Source organism: Aureimonas jatrophae (assembly GCF_900104035.1).
In the GTDB taxonomy this organism is placed as follows: domain Bacteria; phylum Pseudomonadota; class Alphaproteobacteria; order Rhizobiales; family Rhizobiaceae; genus Aureimonas; species Aureimonas jatrophae.
Window position 1 is genome coordinate 190,965 of record NZ_FNIT01000003.1, and the last position, 17,519, is coordinate 208,483.

General features: G+C 64.8%; 18 protein-coding genes. 12 read left to right on the forward strand and 6 right to left on the reverse strand.

Annotated features, from left to right (window positions below; all coding sequences use genetic code 11):
* The first annotated feature begins 56 nt into the window (after positions 1-56).
* Positions 57-671, forward strand: coding sequence for a F0F1 ATP synthase subunit B (locus BLQ76_RS08590; protein ID WP_090671920.1), 615 nt, complete (start codon positions 57-59; stop codon positions 669-671).
* Between the two features lie 10 nt (positions 672-681).
* A complete protein-coding gene (locus tag BLQ76_RS08595; protein WP_090671923.1) occupies positions 682-1,164 on the forward strand; it encodes a F0F1 ATP synthase subunit B in 483 nt (160 codons plus the stop codon).
* Between the two features lie 62 nt (positions 1,165-1,226).
* Here BLQ76_RS08595 and BLQ76_RS08600 read toward each other — a convergent pair whose 3' ends face one another.
* Together BLQ76_RS08600 and BLQ76_RS08605 are read right to left on the reverse strand one after the other, a co-directional pair.
* Complete coding sequence (locus BLQ76_RS08600; RefSeq protein WP_090671926.1) at positions 1,227-1,859, reverse strand: ribonuclease HII; 633 nt, start codon at positions 1,857-1,859, stop codon at positions 1,227-1,229.
* A 59-nt stretch (positions 1,860-1,918) separates the two neighbouring features.
* Positions 1,919-3,067 carry a PA0069 family radical SAM protein gene (locus tag BLQ76_RS08605; RefSeq protein ID WP_090671929.1) on the reverse strand — a complete coding sequence of 383 codons (1,149 nt, stop codon included), beginning with the start codon at positions 3,065-3,067 and terminating at the stop codon, positions 1,919-1,921.
* Between the two features lie 119 nt (positions 3,068-3,186).
* On the opposite strand from BLQ76_RS08605, the gene BLQ76_RS21680 reads away from it, so the two are divergent.
* Positions 3,187-3,669: a glycosyltransferase family protein gene (locus tag BLQ76_RS21680; RefSeq protein ID WP_139183962.1), complete on the forward strand. Its 483-nt coding sequence runs from the start codon at positions 3,187-3,189 to the stop codon at positions 3,667-3,669.
* A gap of 17 nt (positions 3,670-3,686) precedes the next feature.
* Here BLQ76_RS21680 and moaB read toward each other — a convergent pair whose 3' ends face one another.
* The 4 genes from moaB to BLQ76_RS08630 all read right to left on the reverse strand — a co-directional run bounded on the left by moaB (position 3,687) and on the right by BLQ76_RS08630 (position 8,114).
* Positions 3,687-4,232, reverse strand: a complete 546-nt coding sequence (gene moaB / locus BLQ76_RS08615) for a molybdenum cofactor biosynthesis protein B (protein ID WP_090671935.1) — start codon at positions 4,230-4,232, stop codon at positions 3,687-3,689.
* The gene (locus BLQ76_RS08620; RefSeq protein WP_210184156.1) at positions 4,222-5,127 is read right to left on the reverse strand and encodes a 4-(cytidine 5'-diphospho)-2-C-methyl-D-erythritol kinase; all 906 of its coding nucleotides are present in this window, start codon (positions 5,125-5,127) and stop codon (positions 4,222-4,224) included. The genes moaB and BLQ76_RS08620 overlap by 11 nt, the downstream gene beginning before the upstream one ends.
* A gap of 5 nt (positions 5,128-5,132) precedes the next feature.
* Positions 5,133-6,962, reverse strand: a complete 1,830-nt coding sequence (locus tag BLQ76_RS08625) for a tetratricopeptide repeat protein (RefSeq protein ID WP_090671938.1) — start codon at positions 6,960-6,962, stop codon at positions 5,133-5,135.
* A 138-nt stretch (positions 6,963-7,100) separates the two neighbouring features.
* Positions 7,101-8,114: a polyprenyl synthetase family protein gene (locus BLQ76_RS08630; protein WP_244519540.1), complete on the reverse strand. Its 1,014-nt coding sequence runs from the start codon at positions 8,112-8,114 to the stop codon at positions 7,101-7,103.
* Positions 8,115-8,255: 141 nt separating this feature from the next.
* Here BLQ76_RS08630 and BLQ76_RS08635 point away from each other — a divergent pair, with 141 nt between their 5' ends.
* From BLQ76_RS08635 to BLQ76_RS22735, 9 genes are all read left to right on the forward strand, one after another.
* Positions 8,256-8,483 carry a putative signal transducing protein gene (locus BLQ76_RS08635; protein ID WP_090671941.1) on the forward strand — a complete coding sequence of 76 codons (228 nt, stop codon included), beginning with the start codon at positions 8,256-8,258 and terminating at the stop codon, positions 8,481-8,483.
* Positions 8,473-9,231, forward strand: coding sequence for a tRNA1(Val) (adenine(37)-N6)-methyltransferase (locus BLQ76_RS08640; protein ID WP_170842526.1), 759 nt, complete (start codon positions 8,473-8,475; stop codon positions 9,229-9,231). The genes BLQ76_RS08635 and BLQ76_RS08640 overlap by 11 nt, the downstream gene beginning before the upstream one ends.
* 79 nt (positions 9,232-9,310) lie before the next feature.
* Entirely contained in the window at positions 9,311-10,168 is an 858-nt protein-coding gene (locus tag BLQ76_RS08645; RefSeq protein ID WP_090671946.1) for a S49 family peptidase, read from the forward strand.
* 62 nt (positions 10,169-10,230) lie between these two features.
* A complete protein-coding gene (locus BLQ76_RS08650) occupies positions 10,231-10,413 on the forward strand; it encodes a hypothetical protein (RefSeq protein ID WP_244519542.1) in 183 nt (60 codons plus the stop codon).
* A gap of 95 nt (positions 10,414-10,508) precedes the next feature.
* Positions 10,509-11,447, forward strand: a complete 939-nt coding sequence (locus BLQ76_RS08655) for a glycine--tRNA ligase subunit alpha (RefSeq protein WP_170842527.1) — start codon at positions 10,509-10,511, stop codon at positions 11,445-11,447.
* A gap of 95 nt (positions 11,448-11,542) precedes the next feature.
* Complete coding sequence (ypfJ, locus tag BLQ76_RS08660; protein WP_090671956.1) at positions 11,543-12,448, forward strand: KPN_02809 family neutral zinc metallopeptidase; 906 nt, start codon at positions 11,543-11,545, stop codon at positions 12,446-12,448.
* 86 nt (positions 12,449-12,534) lie between these two features.
* Positions 12,535-14,664 (forward strand): glycine--tRNA ligase subunit beta, encoded by a 2,130-nt coding sequence (gene glyS, locus BLQ76_RS08665; RefSeq protein WP_090671959.1) that lies wholly within the window; start codon positions 12,535-12,537, stop codon positions 14,662-14,664.
* A 13-nt stretch (positions 14,665-14,677) separates the two neighbouring features.
* The gene (locus BLQ76_RS08670) at positions 14,678-15,757 is read left to right on the forward strand and encodes an acyltransferase family protein (protein WP_090671962.1); all 1,080 of its coding nucleotides are present in this window, start codon (positions 14,678-14,680) and stop codon (positions 15,755-15,757) included.
* A gap of 291 nt (positions 15,758-16,048) precedes the next feature.
* Entirely contained in the window at positions 16,049-17,500 is a 1,452-nt protein-coding gene (locus BLQ76_RS22735; protein ID WP_342028249.1) for a GH25 family lysozyme, read from the forward strand.
* Positions 17,501-17,519: the final 19 nt, after the last annotated feature.

Below are 17,519 nucleotides of genomic sequence, written 5' to 3' on the forward strand. Positions count from 1 at the left end.
CCGCCCGGCCGCGCCCGATCCGGGGCGCGGCCGGTCCCATATGATCGAGGATCGAGATGTTCGTGACGCAAGCGCTTGCGCAAGACCATGCAACCGGCACCGACCATTCGGCGCCCCCGAACGCCGTTCCCGTGATGCCGACCAATGCCGAGACCGTCGCTCACGAGGGCGGTCACGATGCGGCGCCATTCCCGCCGATGAACCCGGAATATTTCGCGTCCCAGCTCCTGTGGCTCGCGATCACGTTCGGTGTCTTCTACTACGTTCTTTCGAAGATCATTCTCCCGCGTCTGGGAGAGATCATCGAGAACCGTCAGGCTCGTATCACGACCGACCTGTCCGCCGCCGAGCGTATGCGGGCTGACGCGGACGAAGCGCAGGCGGCCTATGAGCAGGAACTCGCTTCGGCCCGCGAAAACTCGCACCGCATCGCGATCGAGGCACGCGATGCGGCCCGCACCGATGCGGACGCCCAGCGCAAGCGCATCGAAGCGGAACTCGATGGTCGTCTCGAGTCCGCGCAAGCTCGTATCGAGGATATCAAATCGAAGGCTTTGGCTGATGTCGATGCGATCGCCGAGGAGGCGACCGACGCCATCATGACCGAGCTGACCGGTCAGCAGGTGCCGCGCGAGGACGTCTCCCGCGCCGTGCGTTCCGTTCGGGCCTGAGAGGACACCCATGGCGTTCGACAACAGTTTCTGGGCCCTGATCGGCCTCATCCTTTTCTTCGTCCTGGTCGCCTATCTCAAGGCGCCGTCGAAGCTGACGCAGACCCTCGACCGTCGCGCCCAGCGCATCCGTAACGAACTGGCGGAAGCGCAGGCGTTGAAGGAAGAGTCCAAGCGTCAGCTGGCGGAGTATCAGCGCCGCCGTCGCGAGGCCGAAACCGAGGCGCGCGACATCGTCGCGGCCGCCCAGCGCGAGGCTGCCGCGCTCGTCGACGAAGCCCGACAGAAGAGCGAGGACTACGTGGCGCGCCGTACGCAGATCGCCGAGCAGAAGATCGCTCAGGCGGAGGCAGACGCCATCGCCGAAGTCCGCTCGACCGCGGTCGACATCGCAGTGAACGCGGCGACCCGGATCATCGCGGAGCGCAACGTCGGTGGCGATACGCGGCTGCTCGACCAGTCGATCGAGGATGTCCGCCGCCGCTTGAACTGAGCAGCGACGTTTAGGAATGGATCAAGAGCCGGTCGCGAAACTCCGCGACCGGCTCTTTGCGTTCAGGGACCACCGTTGGCGCGCCAGGACTTGAGCGGGCCGAAGGTCATCCGGTGGTATGGCGATGGACCGTGACGCTCCAGCGCCAGACGATGCTCCACCGTCGGATACCCCATATGACGGGCGAAGCCGTAGCGCCCATCCTGGCGATCGATCTCCCGCATCACCCGATCGCGCATGACCTTTGCGACGATCGAAGCTGCACCGATCGACAGGGACAGGGCATCGCCACCCACCACGGCACGTGCTGGCTGCATCAGGCCTGGCGGCGTATCGCGCCCATCGACCAGAACCATGGCAGGCCTCCGGGGCAGGGCTGCAACCGCGCGACGCATCGCCAGCAGGGTCGCCCGCCGAATGTTTAACCTGTCGATCTCGGAGGCGGAGACGTACGCGAAGCCGACCTCCGCATGCCGGAGGATGTCGCGAAAGACGGCTTCCCGCTGCGATGCCGTCAGCGTCTTCGAGTCTCCGATCCCGTCGGGAACGATCTGGCGGTCCAGAATTACCGCCGCTGCCACGACCGGTCCGGCTAGAGGACCGCGACCCGCTTCATCGACGCCACAGACCGGTGATGGTCCTGCGTCTTCGATCTCGAAGCTGGGGGAGATGATGGTTCGGGCAAGGCGCGGCATCGGCCAGGCATGCCGGACCAGAGGCTCCGACTCAAGAGGCCGGGACGTCGCTCCGTCGTCTACAGAAGCGCCAACTGGACGCCGGCACCGCGCGGAGCGCGGAACAGATCGGTGCGCAGCTTCGTCCGCTCGAGGTTGAGATCCAGCCGCTTGGCCGCGATCTCGAAACGACGTCGGATCTGCATTGCATAGGGTCCCTTGCCGGACATGCGGCGACCCCACTCGGCATCGTAGTCCTTGCCGTCCCGCATGGAACGTAGCAGGGCCATCACGTGCCTGTAGCGGTTCGGATAATGCTGCTGCAGCCAGTCGTGAAACAACGGTGCGACCTCCAGCGGGAGCCGCAGGAGGACGTAGCCGACCTCCTTTGCACCCGCGGTCGCAGCCGCTTCCAGGAGGCGTTCGATCTCGGCATCCGTCAGCCCCGGAATGATGGGAGCCGTCATCACCATGGTCGGAACGCCCGCCTCGTTCAGTTGGCGAACCGTGTCCAGACGGCGCGCAGGTGTTGCGGCTCGCGGCTCCAGCAGACGCGCCATCGTGCGATCGAGGGTCGTGATCGACAGGGCGACCTTGGCAAGACCCTTCGACGCCATGCGCGTCAGAATATCGAGGTCACGCAGGACGAGTGCGGACTTGGTGACGATGCCGACCGGGTGGTTGGCAGCTTCCAGGACCTCGAGAATCTCACGCATGATCCGCTCGCGCTTCTCGATCGGCTGATACGGATCCGTATTGGCGCCGATCGCAAGAGCCTTGGGCTGGTAACCGGGTTTCGAGATCTCGGCTTCCAAGAGTTCAGCGGCATTGCGCTTGGCAAAGAGCTTCGATTCGAAATCGACGCCGGCCGACAGGCCCATGTAGGCATGGGTCGGACGCGCGAAGCAGTAGACGCAACCGTGCTCGCAACCCCGATAGGGATTGACGGATTGCTCGAACGAGATGTCCGGAGAGTCATTGCGGCTGATGATCGTACGCGCGGACTCACCTTGAACCTCTGTGCGGAAGGCCGGGAGATCTTCCAATGAGTTCCAGCCATCGTCGAACGCCGAACGCGAGAACGGCTCGAAACGCCCCGACGGGTTGAGGCCGGCGCCGCGACCGCGCCGTCGTTCGAACCCGACCCGTAACCCAGCGTCCGACAAGAGACGCTGGGCCAGATCGGTTGAACCGGTCACGCTCGGCAAGCTGGTCGCGAATTCCGGCATAGGGCTGCAATCCTGATCGTCTACGGTTCTGCAGGTGGAATCTACGATCGGATGGAGAACAATACAAGAACAAACTGATTCGCTGGCTTTCGTCGGTTTGAACGGCTAAGCGGCAGACCATGCTGACCGCTATCGTCTGGGGCGTTTCCTCACCGCGTCCGTTCGCCGCCACCCTGGCTGACCTCGTACCTGCGGCTGTCGACGGCGCGTTGCGGGACGTTGTTGTCGTGGGCCTTCGCGACGAAGGAACGTGCCGTGCCATTGCGGATCAGGCGGGCTGTCGTTTGCTCGCAGACAGTGCGCCAGCAGTGCACAGCTCGTCGCTCAAAGGGCGCTGGATACTTCTGTTGCAAAGCGGAGATCGTCTGCCTGTCGACTGGCTCAGTGCCATCGACCGGCACATGAGCGATCAAGACGGGGCGGCGCGTCTCGTCGTCGAGCGATCGCACTGGCCGGCATGGAAGCGCCTCATCGGTCGCCATCCGGTGGCGCCGTTGATTGCGCGCAATGAGATCGCGCGCAGTCAGGCCCGCAGTTGGCTGGAGCTCGCATCAGCGTCGCACGGCCCTCGGCTTCGCGCCGGACGACCGCATCGCGACTAGTCATCCGAGCATTCGGATCAGGCGCTTGCGCCACCACGTCGAAGATGCTCGTCGAGCCTCGGCATGATCTCGACGAAGTTGCAGGGCTTGTGTCGGTAGTCGAGTTGCGCGGCGAGGATGTGGTCCCAGGCATCCCGGCAAGCACCTGGGGAACCCGGCAGCACGAACACAAACGTCGCGTTGACGACACCTCCCGTCGCGCGGCTCTGTATCGTCGATACACCTATCTTTTCGAACGAGACCCGGTGGAAGACCGCCGAAAAACCGTCCATTCTCTTTTCGAAGATCGGCTCCAAGGCGTCTGGCGTCACGTCGCGACCGGTGAAGCCGGTTCCTCCCGTCGTAATGACGACATCCACCGCCGGGTCCCGCGACCATGCGAGAACCGTGTCACGAATATCCAAGCGCTCATCGCCGACGATCCTACGATCCGCGAGATGATGACCGGCTGCTGCGATGCGCTCGACCAGCGTGTCGCCCGATCGGTCGTCGGAAAGGGTGCGCGTATCGGAAACGGTGAGAACCGCAATGCGGAGTGGAACGAAACGACGGTCAGACATCATGAATACCCGTCGAAACGGCGGTTGCGTGGACCCACCACGAAGGGTGCAGGTGCGCGATACGCTCCGCCGCAAGACGACAGGCGTCTGGGTCCTCGAAGAGCCCGAAGACCGTGGCACCCGAGCCCGACATGCGAGCAACGAGCGGCGCGGCGCGCTCGACGGCCTCGAGTGCGGTTCCGATCGAGGGAGCGATATTGATGGCTGGAGCCATCAAGTCGTTGCGGCAGCATTGGAGATAGGTAGCCAACGACGATGCTGAGCTAAAACCGCCGGAAGGTGGTTCGGGAAGCGGTTCGTTGTCCCGGTGTCGTAAAGCGGAAAACACAGCAGGTGTGGACACTTCAACGCGCGGGTTCACAAGCAGTAAGAACATTGAAGCGGCGATCCGAAGATCGGTGCTCGCCTCGCCGACACCCCGCACGCGGGCATTCACGCCATCCAGGCACATCGGCACATCCGCGCCGAGGCGCAGAGCCGCGATGCGAAGGTCGGGCAGGCTCGTGGGATAGCGATCGGCAATCAGCCGGAGCAGTGCGGCCGCGTCGGCGGAGCCGCCACCTATGCCGGACGCCGGCGGAAGGTGCTTCGTCAACCGCATCGCCTGCGGCGGGAGGTCATGCCCCGCCACGGCCAGGACGTCGCGGGCCGAGCGCAACGCCTTCACGACGATGTTCTCGACACCCGTGGGGAGCAGGTGGCCGAACGGGCCCGCTATTTCCAACTGATCACGGTCGCCTGAGACGACCTGAAGCTGGTCTGCGATGCGCGCGAATACGACGAGGCTATCGAGTTCGTGATACCCGTCGGGCCGTCGTCCCACGACATGGAGGGCGAGGTTGATCTTCGCTCTCGCCAATACCTCGACCGGTCTGGTCGCGGCCAGTACCTCGCCCACGAGGCTCAGTTTGGCTGGGACGGAGCGGATGAGCGAACATCGTTCGATGCGCGATCACCTGTCGGGGCGGCATCGGGAGCCGTCGCCTTCACGGGGACGGTCCCCGCTTCCAATCCGTTCGCGACCTTCTGCTTGATGCGCTCGACATCTGCAGCTTCCGGAGCCGGCTGCCCCGCCAACGCCCTGTTCCACTGGAAGCGGGCCTCACGCGTTCGTCCGACCCGCCAGTAGGCGTCTCCGAGATGATCGTTGATGGTCGGATCGGCAGGCGTGATCAGGACGGCCCGCTCCAGCTGCTCGACGGCATCCTCGAAGCGACCGAGGCGGTAATAGGCCCAGCCTAGAGAGTCGATGATGTAGCCGTCGTTCGGCCGCAGATCGACGGCGGTCCGGATCATCTCCAGACCCTCGTCGAGGTTGCGATTCATGTCGACCCATGAGTAGCCGAGATAATTCAGAACCTGCGGTTGATCCGGCGAGAGCTCGAGTGCCTTCTTGAAGTCGAGTTCCGCCTTTTCCCACTGCTTCAACCGCTCGAAGGCGATGCCGCGCTGATAGTGGATGTTCCACAGCGTCGGGCTGTCGGTCGGCGCAAGCGATAGCGCCTTGTCGAGCATCTCGACCGCTTCGCCGTAGTTCTTGTCCGCCGAGAGAACGTCGGCGAGAGCCAGCCGGGCCTGCAGGTCGTCGGGATAACGCTCGACGGCCGTGCGCAGATGTTCGGTCGCCTCCGGCTTGCGCTCGGCCTGCCAGAGATCGAGACCCATCTGCAGTTCCGCGGTTCGGCGGTAGGGGGAGCCGTCGGGAATCTGCTCGTAATAGGAGATCGCGAGATCGACCTGCTGCGAACGGTCCGCGATCCCCGCCAGCGCTGTCAGAAGCTTGTCGTCGGGACGATCGGCGACCGCTTTCGCGAACTGGAAGTACAGGAGGGCGACATCCTGACCGTCACCGCGGTTGATGGCCTGACCGAGGATATAGAGCGCTTCCGCGGCACCGTTGCGGGCACTCGCATAAGGAGCATCGACCGGTTTGCCGTCGTCGATCTGCTTGCGCAACTGCGTCAGGGGCTCATAGCTCGGCGCCAAGGCCAGACCCTTGTCGACCGCCGCCAACGCCTCGGGCTTGCGCTTGGCGCGCGCCTCGATCCGACCGAGCGCTTCTGCGCCCGCCAGATAGGCATCCACCGATGTCTGGGCCGAGCCGTCGTCATCGAGCAAAGCGTTCAGCGACTTGCGGGCGCGTGGCAGATCGTTGCCAAGCGCAGCGATCAGTCCGGTCTGATACTGGTTGAAGGCTGCGAACCATGTCGCACCTTGAAGCTTGTCAAGACGGGCGAGGGCGGCCTTGGTTCGTCCGGCACCCACGTCGGCCCACGAGGCGAGCTGAGCGAGAAGCAGGGTGTCGAGGTCGCTCGTATCGCCGATCTGCCATTCTTCGATCGCGGCGTCGAACCGACCCTGGCGCAGAGCATCGAGACCGAGCGCGATCCGCGCGACCTTGCCGACGTCCGCGTTGTCGGTGAGCTTGCCCGCCAACGCCACGCCACGGTCGAACCGGCCGTCCGCCAGATAGGCGAACATCGCTTCCTGCTGGAGAACCTCGGAGTCCGGATCGAGCGCCAGCGCGCGATCGTAGTATTGGGCCGCGATGTCTGGTTGCCGGTTCTCGCGCGCCTGCTTGGCCGCCAGATAGGCGCCTGACAGCGTTTGGACGGCGGACGGCGCCATCTCCGGCTTCGCGGCGTCTTGGGCGTATGCCACGTGGAGGGGCATGATGAGGACGCCCGCGAGCGCAGCGTGTCGGGCGATCCGCGTGATGCGCGTTTTATCCACGTCGAATTTCCTCCGGCTGACGGCTCGGCGATGCCACGCTGCGAGCGCGCCATCTAACGGTGGTGCCCGGCACACGCCAAGACCGCGAGCGTCCGGTTTGCTGCGGCAGAATGTTTATTTTGCGACCGATGCCGCGCGTCAGGAGATGCGGTCGATGCAGAAATCGACGACGGCGATCAAAGCGTCTCGGCTGGTACCGGCGGGAACCTGTCGCGCCGCTTCCAGGGCCTTGGCCCCATGCTGACGAGCCCGCTCGCGGGTCGCCTGCAGCGCGCCATGCTGGTCGAGGAGCGCGCGGGCTCGCTCCAGCGCTTCGTCGTCGTTGCGGCCGTTCTCGAGAGCGTCGCGCCAGAAGGCCCTGTCTGCCTCGTTCGCCGAGCGATGGGCAAGGATGACCGGAAGCGTGATCTTCCCTTCGCGGAAGTCGTCGCCGACATTCTTGCCGAGCTCTCCGGCGGAACCGCCGTAGTCGAGAACATCGTCCACAAGCTGGAACGCCAGTCCCAGGTGCAGTCCATAATCACGCATCGCTGCCTGCGACGTTTCATCGGCGCCAGCGATGACGGGGCCGACCTCGGCTGCGGCCGCAAATAGGGCGGCGGTCTTCGCGCCGATCACGGCTGCGTAGTCCTCCTCCGTTGTCGCCAGACTCTTGGCTGCGGAGAGCTGCCAGACTTCGCCTTCCGCGATGACCGCGGACGCGTTCGACAGGATCGCGAGGGCCCGCATCGAACCCACCTCGACCATCATCTTGAAGGCCTGACCCAGAAGATAGTCGCCGACGAGAACGCTTGCCTGGTTGCCCCAGATCGTTCGTGCCGTCTTTCGGCCGCGGCGAAGATTGCTCTCGTCCACGACGTCGTCATGCAACAGGGTCGCGGTATGGAGGAACTCGACACTGGCGGCGAGCTTGACGTGTCCGTCGCCGCGGTAGCCGAAGGCCAGCGCGGATGCGATCGTCAGCATCGGACGTAGCCGTTTCCCGCCTGACCCGATCAGGTGTTCGGCGATTTCGGGAATGAGCTCGACGTTCGAGCCGGCCATCGACAGGATCAGATCGTTGACACGCTGCATGTCGTCGCGCGTCAAAGCCACGATAGGGTCGATCGAGGCAGCGGGCGAGGCGCGGCCAACCGGGCTAGCGAGGCTCAATGGACTTCTCCGTTCGTTGCGCGGGCAATAGCTGCCGGCGCTCGCAGCGGCAAGGAGCAAGATGGCGTTCGTAACCCGGAGAGGAAGCCTGACTGCGGGTCCTCGCTTGCTCCGCTGGCCGAATGGGGGCAAGTCGCCGGCATGCTCGAATTGATCCGTACGAACGATCCGGTTCTCCTGTCCTTTGCGCAATCGCTCCTGAAGGACGCGGGGATCGCCCATTTCTTGGCCGATGCCCACATGAGCGTCCTGGACGGTTCGATAGGCGTGCTGCCACGCCGCCTTCTGGTGGACCGCAATGAGATCGATCGTGCGCGTCGTCTGCTGCGCGATGCCGAGCTGGGACACGAACTGGCCGATGGCCGCTGAAACGTCAGAGCCGTCCCTGGACGCCTTTCTGAATGGGCGGTTCCACCTTTGGCAATCAGCAACGGGATTGCGGGCAGGTCACGACGCGCTCCTGGTCGCGGCTGCCGTGCCGGCGGAAGCTGCGGGCAGGGCGATCGACATGGGGGCTGGCACCGGGGCTGTCGGCTTTGCGTCAGCGCTCCGAGCGCCGGCGCTGCATGTCGTGCTGGCTGAGCGCGAGCCAACCCTCCTGCACCTGTTGCGTCGTTCCGTCGACACGGCACCCGAGCCGCTGGGGGCGCGTCTCAGCGTCGCGGAGATCGACCTCCTGTCCCGCCGACCGGAGCGGGAAGAAGCGGGCTTGTGCGACGGGGCCTTCGACTGGGTGGTCACCAACCCGCCGTTTCATCCGGCGAACGGACGTCTATCGCCGGACGCCATGCGCGCTCGCGCGCTGACGATGCCGGACCCCGCATTCCTCAGCCGCTGGGTCGCCGTTGCCGCCACGCTGCTCCGGTCAGGGGGGCGGTTCATCGCGCTCGGGCGGCCTGAGAACCTCCCTGTGGTCTTGGCAGCAGCCGACAACCGGTTGGGGTCAATGGCCATTTTGCCTATCCACAACGAGGGTCGGCGGGCCCATCGCGTTCTGGTGACGGCCGTGCGCGGGTCGCGTGCGCCGCTTCGCATTCTGCCGTCATTCCAGCTCGATGACAGTGCACGTCGCCAACTGTCGGCCGGAGATGCGCTTCCCGTTCCCGTGCTCGAGTAGGGTCGCGCCATTTGCTGGCGGTCGAGCCCGTGCCTACATGCGAAACGATCGTCTATCGCAAGCAAGGCAAACCGTTTCCGTGGCTCGCTTCCTTCGCCGTCTTCTTCCCAAGCGTTTCCGTTCGCAGGACATCGTGGTGCCGTTGGTGCGGCTCAACGGCGCGATCATGTCGAGCGGAGGTCCGCTGCGGCCGACGCTGTCGCTTGCTGCCGTCGCACCTCTTCTTGAACGCGCCTTCGCCCAGAAGGACGCGCCGGCGGTCGCGATCAGCGTCAATTCGCCGGGCGGTTCGCCCGTGCAGGCACGATTGATCTATCAACGCATTCGCGATCTGGCGCGGGAGAAGAACAAGCACGTGATCGTCGGCTGCGAGGATCTGGCGGCGTCAGGCGGTTACATGATCGCTTGCGCGGGAGACGAGATCGTCGCGGACCCATCCAGCGTGGTCGGGTCGATCGGCGTCGTGTCCGGCGGGTTCGGCTTCGTGGACCTGATCGGCAAGCTCGGCATCGAACGCCGGGTCCATACGGCCGGACAAAACAAGGCGACGCTTGATCCCTTCCGTCCCGAGCGACCTGAAGACGTCGAGCACCTGAAGGCGCTTCAGCTCGACGTCCATGCGACGTTCATCGATCTCGTCAAGGCGCGGCGGGGAACCAAGCTCGCCGATGATCCGAACCTGTTCACGGGGCTCTTCTGGTCGGGCGTTCGCGGTCTGGAACTCGGTCTCGTCGATCGGCTCGGCGACCTGCGGACGGTCGTGCGCGAGCGCTACGGCGACAAGGCCAAGCTGGGTCTCGTTCACCAAAGGCGGGGTCTCTTCGCATTCCGCGCCGGGACGCCGGGTGTAGAGTCCGGTTTCGATCCCGGCAGGATCGGGGCTGGGCTCATAGAGGCGGCCGAAGAGAGGGCGTTGTGGGCGCGATACGGCTTGTGACGAGCCTTCACATCGCCGCGCTCGGGTCGCATAGTCCCGCTGTATGACCCATGGCGGAACTGATGCCTCCCTTGATCCTCTTCGGCCTCGTCGGGGCCGCAGCCTATTACGGCTACCAGCGTCTGCAGCGCGAAGCGACGCGTGTCGTCGAACGTAACCGTCGATCCGAAGCGGAATTGCGGACGGGCGCGCAGGGGACGCTGAAGCGGGGCGAGGACGGGGTATATCGGCTGCACAAGGACTGATCGCGCCGTCCGTCATGCAGGCTTGACCCCTCGGGGAGGTGCATGGCAACTCGCCCGGATGCGGCGTTCGTCGCGTCCGACCCAAGGTCCGTTTGATGTCCGAACTTCCGCCCCACATGCGCCCCGAGCGTTCCTTTCAGGGCCTTATCCTTGCGCTTCATCGGTACTGGGCCGACTACGGTTGCGTGGTGCTCCAGCCCTACGACATGGAGGTCGGCGCCGGCACGTTCCACCCGGCGACCACCCTGCGGGCGTTAGGTCCCAGGAGCTGGAACGCCGCCTATGTCCAGCCGTCGCGCCGTCCCAAGGATGGCCGCTACGGCGAGAACCCGAACCGTCTGCAGCACTACTACCAGTATCAGGTCATCCTGAAGCCGAACCCGCCTAACCTTCAGGAACTCTACCTCGGATCGCTCAAGGCGATCGGCATCGACATGGCGCTCCACGACATCCGGTTCGTTGAGGACGATTGGGAGTCGCCGACGCTCGGTGCCTGGGGGCTCGGCTGGGAATGCTGGTGCGATGGCATGGAGGTGTCGCAGTTCACCTACTTCCAGCAGGTCTGCGGCATCGAATGCGCGCCGGTTGCGGGTGAACTGACCTATGGTCTCGAACGGTTGGCGATGTACGTCCAGAACGTCGACAACGTCTACGACCTGAACTTCAACGGACGCGAAGGCGACGAGAAGGTCACCTATGGCGACGTGTTCCTGCAGGCCGAGCAGGAGTACTCGCGGTACAACTTCGAGCATGCCGATACCGGGATGCTCCTGCGCCACTTCGAGGACGCGGAGCGGGAATGCCGCGCGCTCCTGGACGCCGGCGCGGACGAAGCGGGACTTCACCGCTGCGTTCTGCCCGCCTACGATCAGGCGATCAAAGCCAGCCACGCCTTCAACCTCCTCGATGCGAGAGGTGTGATCTCCGTGACTGAACGCCAGAGCTTCATTCTGCGCGTCCGCACCCTAGCCAAGAGCTGCGGAGAGGCCTTCCTTCGCACCGAAGCGGGCGGGGCTTCGAAGGTCGCGGCGTAGCATCGACGATCGTTTGGGTGCATGACTTCATTCCCACCGGAGGTCATGCGCCTATCTGTCGCTCGCAGGGATGTGATGCGACCAGGAGATGGGCGATGGAATGGCGTGGTCGACGCGAGAGCTCGAATATCGAGGACCGGCGCGGAAGCGGAGGTCTGGGCGGTGGTCTCGGTCGGGGCGGCGGCGGGCTGCGCATTCCGATCCGGGCCGGAGGCGGTGGCGGCATCGGCCTCATCATCATCCTGGCCATTCTGTGGATCGGCTTCGGCATCAACCCGCTTTCGGTGATCGGTCTCGACGACGGATCCCAGCAGACGACCTCGCGGACCGCGTCCAATAATGGGCCGGGGGTCGGCGGTACGGCGGACGAGACCGACAACTTCGTAGCGGTTGTCCTCGGCGACACCGAAACGGTCTGGGGCAATCGCTTCCAGCAGATGGGCCAGACCTATCGCAACCCGACCCTGGTATTGTTCACGGGACAGGTCTCGTCGGGTTGTGGCAATGCCTCGGCGGCGACGGGCCCATTCTACTGTCCGCTTGATCAGAAGCTCTATCTCGACACCCGCTTCTTCGACCAGTTGCGCAGCGATTTGCAGGCTCCCGGCGACTTCGCGCAGGCTTATGTCATCGCGCACGAGGTCGGGCATCATGTTCAGAATCTCGAGGGGACCCTCGAGCGTACGACGCAGCAGCGCCAACAGGTCTCGGAAGCGGAAGCGAACGCCATTTCGGTCCGGGTCGAGCTGCAGGCAGACTGCTACGCCGGCATCTGGGCGCACGACACGCAGCAGGCCGGATATCTCGAAGACGGCGATGTCGAGGAGGCGCTGAATGCTGCGAGCCGCATCGGCGATGACACGTTGCAACGGCAGAGTCAGGGCACGGTGGTCCCCGACAGCTTTACCCACGGAACGTCCGCTCAACGCGTGAGCTGGTTTCGCCGTGGAGCGTCGAGCGGCGACATGGCCCAGTGCGACACATTCAGCGGTCAGCTTTAGCGGGAAGCGGTCCGCTCGCTTGCAATCGGCGGGGCGGCATGGTGTGAGGCGGGTCGATTGCCGACCCGTCCGGACCTGACCGCCCCATGCCCGATCTTCTTCTTGAGCTTCGTTCCGAGGAAATCCCCGCGCGCATGCAGCGCAAGGCCGCGGGTGACCTGCGCCGTATGGTGACCGATGCGATGGTCGAGGCGGGGCTGACCTACGAGGGCGCGCGCGAGTACTGGACGCCGCGTCGCCTGACGCTCGACATCCGCGGTGTGGACGCCCGTTCCAAGGACGTTCGGGAGGAACGGAAAGGGCCGCGGACGGATGCCCCCGAGCGGGCGATCGAGGGTTTCCTGCGCGGTGCCGGCCTCTCCGGCATCGAACAGGCGGAGCGGCGAAGCGACGGCAAGAAGGGGGAGTTCTTCGTCGCCGTCGTCGAGCGTCCCGGTCGTCCGGCCGAAGATATAGTGGCGGAAATCGTGCCGCGGGTCGTGCAGGATTTCCCGTGGCCGAAGTCGATGCGCTGGGGTGCCGCCTCCCGGGAGCCGGGATCCCTGCGGTGGGTGCGTCCGCTTCAGTCGATTCTTTGCGTGTTTGGTCCTGAAAACGGCGAGACGGTCGTTGTCGATTTCGAAGTGAGCGGGATCCGCTCCGGTGATCGGACGGTGGGGCACCGCTTCCATGCTCCGGCCGAGTTCACGGTTCGGCGCTTCGACGACTACGTTCGGAAGCTCGAGGCGGCCAAGGTCGTGCTCGACGCTGACCGTCGCAAGGACATCATTCGGACCGATGCCGAGCACCTCGCGTTCGCGCAACGCCTGGAGATCGTGCCGGACGACGGTCTTCTCGAGGAAGTGTCGGGTCTCGTCGAGTGGCCGGTGGTGCTGATGGGGGAGTTCGAGGAAAGCTTCCTCGCCATTCCCGCCGAAATGATCCAGTTGACGATCCGTACCAACCAGAAGTGCTTCGTATGCCGGCGCTCCGGCCATGATGGTTTGAGCAACCGCTTCGTGCTGGTCTCCAATATCGAGGCCGCGGACGGCGGTGCCGAGATCGCGAGAGGCAACGGCAAGGTCGTGCGGGCTCGCCTGTCGGACGCGTTGTACTTCTGGCAGACGGATCAGGCCGCGCTACCGGATCTATCCAGCCTACAGGATGCGGCATCCGGATTGGCGCTCGATCTCGCCAAGCCGTTGGACCAGCGGATGGCCAAGCTCGATGCACTCGGCGTGACGTTCCACGCCAAGCTCGGCACGCAAGGTCAGCGTGTCGCGCGCATTCGCGATCTCGCCATGGTCCTGGCACCGATGGTCGGCGCCGATCCGCAGGCCACTGGCCGCGCCGCGGTTCTGGCCAAAGCCGATCTGACAACCGAGGCGGTTGGAGAGTTTCCGGAGCTCCAGGGTTTCATGGGGCGTCGGTATGCGGCCCTCCAGGGCGAGCCGGCGTCGGTTCAGGCCGCGATCGAAGATCACTACAAGCCGCAGGGACCTGGCGACCGCGTGCCGAGCGACCCGGTAGCGATCGCGGTGGCGCTGGCGGATAAACTCGACACGCTCCTGGGTTTTTGGGCGATCGACGAGAAGCCGACAGGTTCAAAGGATCCTTATGCGTTGCGTCGCGCGGCGCTCGGCGTGATCCGTATCGTGCTCGACAACGAACTGCGGCTTCCGTTCGATCATTTCCTGACATCCGGCGATCTGCTCGCCTTCCTGCACGAGCGTCTGAAGGTCCAGTTGCGCGAGGCGGGCGCACGCCATGATCTTGTCGATGCCGTTCTTGCCGGAAGCGGAGAGGGCGCACGTCGCGACGATCTGCTGGATGTCTCGCGCCGCGTCGCAGAGCTAGGACGTCTCCTCGACAGTCCGGATGGCGCGAACCTTCTGGCAGCCTACCGTCGAGCGGCCAATATTCTGGCGGCCGAGGAGAAGAAGGGCACTTCCATCGCGGAGACGGTGAACTCGGCTCTCTTCGAGGACGATGCGGAACGCAAACTCTCGGCAGCGATCGACGAGGCCGAGGCGAAGCTGGCAGAAGTGCTGGCAGCCGAGGACTACAGCGCGGCGACTGCGGCGCTGGCGCATCTGCGCGAACCTGCCGATCTCTTCTTCGAGCGGGTGCTGGTGAACGCGCCGGACACGGCGCTTCGCGCGAACCGCCTGGCCCTGCTCGCACGGATTCGCGCCGCGACAGACAAACTCGCGGATTTTTCGCGCATCGCCGGCTAGGGGCGTCCCGCATTTGAGCGAGACCGTGCCCGTTCGCCTTCCGGCGATCCAGGCCGTGCGAGCCGCCGCCGCGCTGATGGTGGTAGCTGCTCATGTGAAGATCGCGATCGAGATCGAGCTGTTTCGCATCCCGATTCCGGACCTTCCACTCAGCCCGTTTCCGTTGGTCGCGGGCGTCGACGTCTTCTTCGTCGTCTCCGGCTTCGTGATGGCCTACGCCTCCGGAAGCCTGTTCGGTCAACAGGGTGCCTGGAAGCGCTTCCTGTGGCGTCGCCTCGTGCGCATCGTGCCACTCTACTGGCTCATCACGATCGCCTTGCTTGCGCTGATGTTCGCTATCCGGTCGCCGATCTTGGATCATACGACGGCCTGGCAAATCGCCGCGTCGTTCCTGTTCGTGCCAGCGCTCAATCCGGACGGCTTCCCCGTGCCGTTGCTCGATGTCGGCTGGACGTTGAACTACGAGATGGCGTTCTACGTCGTCTTCGCGCTCTTTATCGGCTGGCGAAGACCGCTTGCCCTCGCGGCTACGGCGTGCGCGCTTCTGCTGCTGGTCGCCATTCGCCCCTTCGTCGATCCGTCGGCCACCGCGCTTCGTTTCTGGTCCGATCCGATCGTCATTGAATTCCTGGGCGGCATCCTCCTCCAACTCTTGGTCCGGCGCGGCCTCATCCTATCGCCTTGGACCCGCTTGCTGATGATCGGCACAGCCGTCGTCATTTTGGCGACCTTTCCCGCCCTCGACCAGCCATGGCGGTGGCTGCAGTGGGGTGGTCCGGCGCTATTGGTCGTCGCTGCAGCCGTCTGTGGTCCGGTCGCGTTCGGTCGGTGGACGACAACGGTCGAGCGTCTCGGTGATCTCTCCTACGCTCTGTATCTCGTGCACTTCTTCGCCATCCGAGCGGTCGCACAGGTCGCCAGACACCTGGAGTGGACGGCTGCGCCGACGACGGTCGGTGCGTTTGCCATCGCCACCACTGCGATAGCCCTGCTTTTGGCTTGGGTTCTCCACGTGGGCTTCGAGCGGCCGGTGCTGCAGCGATTGAGACGCTACGATCGCGTTCGCACGCCCCCGGTCGTCCCGACTTCGTGATGCAACTGAGTCCTCGCGGGATCACCCCGCGAGGTAGGGGCAAGTCTCGGCAGGCGTAATAAGCCTCAGTTGCCAGAAACGTAATAATTCGTGATCGGCGACGCCCGGAACCCGCCGGAATGGTGAACGAGAGAGGCGGGGAACGGCGAGCAGGGCCAGATGCGGCCCCGCTCAGACTTGGACAGTTGGAGGGGCGGCCCGTTTGGGCCGTGTCGACAAATCACCGGTCTGCCCGGGCTGAGAAAGCCAACGGGTGGGGACGGCGACGAGGGGACATTCCGAATGCCGAAGATGAGCGCCGTGACCGCGGCGGCCCTGCGATGGTTTTGCATGCTCGGCGTGACGGCGACGATGATCGGCGCCGCGCCAGCCAAAGCCGAGTGGGATCGCCCATGGCGCGATGCGGACCGGGCGCTTGTCATCGACGCCTACGAGTTCAATCCGATCAACTGGAAGGAGATGACCGGCGACAAGCGGATTGCCGGTTTCATCAACAAGGCTTCCGACGGTCTCCCACCGGATTGGTCCTGCAAGGGCCTCCAGGGGGACGATGAAAAGCTCTGCAAGAACCGTTGGTGGAAGTACACGGTCACGCAGGAGCTCTATCTCACGCGCCGCGAGATGGCGAAAACGCTTGGGCTGAAGTGGGGGGCCTACCATCTCGCCCGGCCAGGCAATCCGCGCGAGCAGGCCGACCATTTCATCGACTTCGCGCAGCCTGAAGCGGACGATCTGATCGCCCTCGATATCGAGGACAACACGTCCGAATGGATGTCTCTCGAGGATGCGGAGACCTTCGCCCGCCAGGTCTTCATCCGTATCGGACGATATCCGGTACTCTACACGAACGGCAACACGGCATCCTACATCGCGAAGAACCGTGAGACCTACCCACTGCTGTCGCGTTTGCAGCTTTGGTACGCGCGGTACCGCGAGGACCTGACGGGCGTGTTTCCGCAGGGGAATTGGGACCAGTATGCACTCTGGCAGTTCTCGTCGATGCACAACTGCAACGCGCGCAAATGCCCCTACCGCGTCGCGGGAGCGCGCAACGACATCGACGTCAACGTTTCACCGCTCAGCGTCGCGGAATTGCAGAAGGCATGGCCATTCGACGGTCTCGTGGGACCCGATCCTGTCGTGGTCGACCCGGGTAGTCTGATCGCGAAGGTCGACCGAAACGCGAAGGACCTCGTCGAGGAGGTCGGTCGTGAGGTCGCCGAACTCGCGCTACCCGACGCGCCGGTCTCGGACGCGGACAAGCCCGTCGCCGATACCTTGGCCGCGGCCTATGGCCCGTCCCGCCATGCGCCGGTCGATCCGTTGCAACTGCTGAACGAGGCAACGCGGCAGGAACATGCGGCGACTCCGGCCCCCGTTCTCTCCGCGCTGTCACAGGGACCGAAGACCGATCCGACGCCGGGCCAGACGCCGCTGACGTTCCCCGGCAACCTCGAGCGGATGCGGGACGAGATGAGCATCGTCCGGTCCGTCGTGGGTGTCCCGACGACCGCCGCGGCGACGCAGGTCGAGAGCGCGCTCGCCAAGCCGACCGGTGCGACGCTGCGATCCCGCATTGCGGAGATCATGCGTGCGGCAGCCGAGACGATCGAGGGCAAGCCGCCCGAACCGGCGGGCACGCTTGAGCGTCGGTCCGACCTCGTACGCGGCGACTGGATGGTCGTCGCGCACCTTGCGCCGATCGATCGGCGCATTACGAAGGCCTTCCGCACGACGAGGTGAACCTGCGCCACCCTTGGTG

What these genes read in the sequence shown, in the direction of transcription:
- BLQ76_RS08590 (WP_090671920.1), top strand. Translation starts at nt 57, where the DNA reads ATGTTCGTGACGCAAGCGCTTGCGCAAGACCATGCAACCGGCACCGAC.
- BLQ76_RS08595 (WP_090671923.1), top strand. Translation starts at nt 682, where the DNA reads ATGGCGTTCGACAACAGTTTCTGGGCCCTGATCGGCCTCATCCTTTTC.
- BLQ76_RS08600 (WP_090671926.1), bottom strand. Translation starts at nt 1,859, where the DNA reads ATGCCGCGCCTTGCCCGAACCATCATCTCCCCCAGCTTCGAGATCGAA.
- BLQ76_RS08605 (WP_090671929.1), bottom strand. Translation starts at nt 3,067, where the DNA reads ATGCCGGAATTCGCGACCAGCTTGCCGAGCGTGACCGGTTCAACCGAT.
- BLQ76_RS21680 (WP_139183962.1), top strand. Translation starts at nt 3,187, where the DNA reads ATGCTGACCGCTATCGTCTGGGGCGTTTCCTCACCGCGTCCGTTCGCC.
- moaB (WP_090671935.1), bottom strand. Translation starts at nt 4,232, where the DNA reads ATGATGTCTGACCGTCGTTTCGTTCCACTCCGCATTGCGGTTCTCACC.
- BLQ76_RS08635 (WP_090671941.1), top strand. Translation starts at nt 8,256, where the DNA reads ATGCTCGAATTGATCCGTACGAACGATCCGGTTCTCCTGTCCTTTGCG.
- BLQ76_RS08640 (WP_170842526.1), top strand. Translation starts at nt 8,473, where the DNA reads ATGGCCGCTGAAACGTCAGAGCCGTCCCTGGACGCCTTTCTGAATGGG.
- BLQ76_RS08650 (WP_244519542.1), top strand. Translation starts at nt 10,231, where the DNA reads ATGCCTCCCTTGATCCTCTTCGGCCTCGTCGGGGCCGCAGCCTATTAC.
- BLQ76_RS08655 (WP_170842527.1), top strand. Translation starts at nt 10,509, where the DNA reads ATGTCCGAACTTCCGCCCCACATGCGCCCCGAGCGTTCCTTTCAGGGC.
- ypfJ (WP_090671956.1), top strand. Translation starts at nt 11,543, where the DNA reads ATGGAATGGCGTGGTCGACGCGAGAGCTCGAATATCGAGGACCGGCGC.
- glyS (WP_090671959.1), top strand. Translation starts at nt 12,535, where the DNA reads ATGCCCGATCTTCTTCTTGAGCTTCGTTCCGAGGAAATCCCCGCGCGC.
- BLQ76_RS22735 (WP_342028249.1), top strand. Translation starts at nt 16,049, where the DNA reads ATGAGCGCCGTGACCGCGGCGGCCCTGCGATGGTTTTGCATGCTCGGC.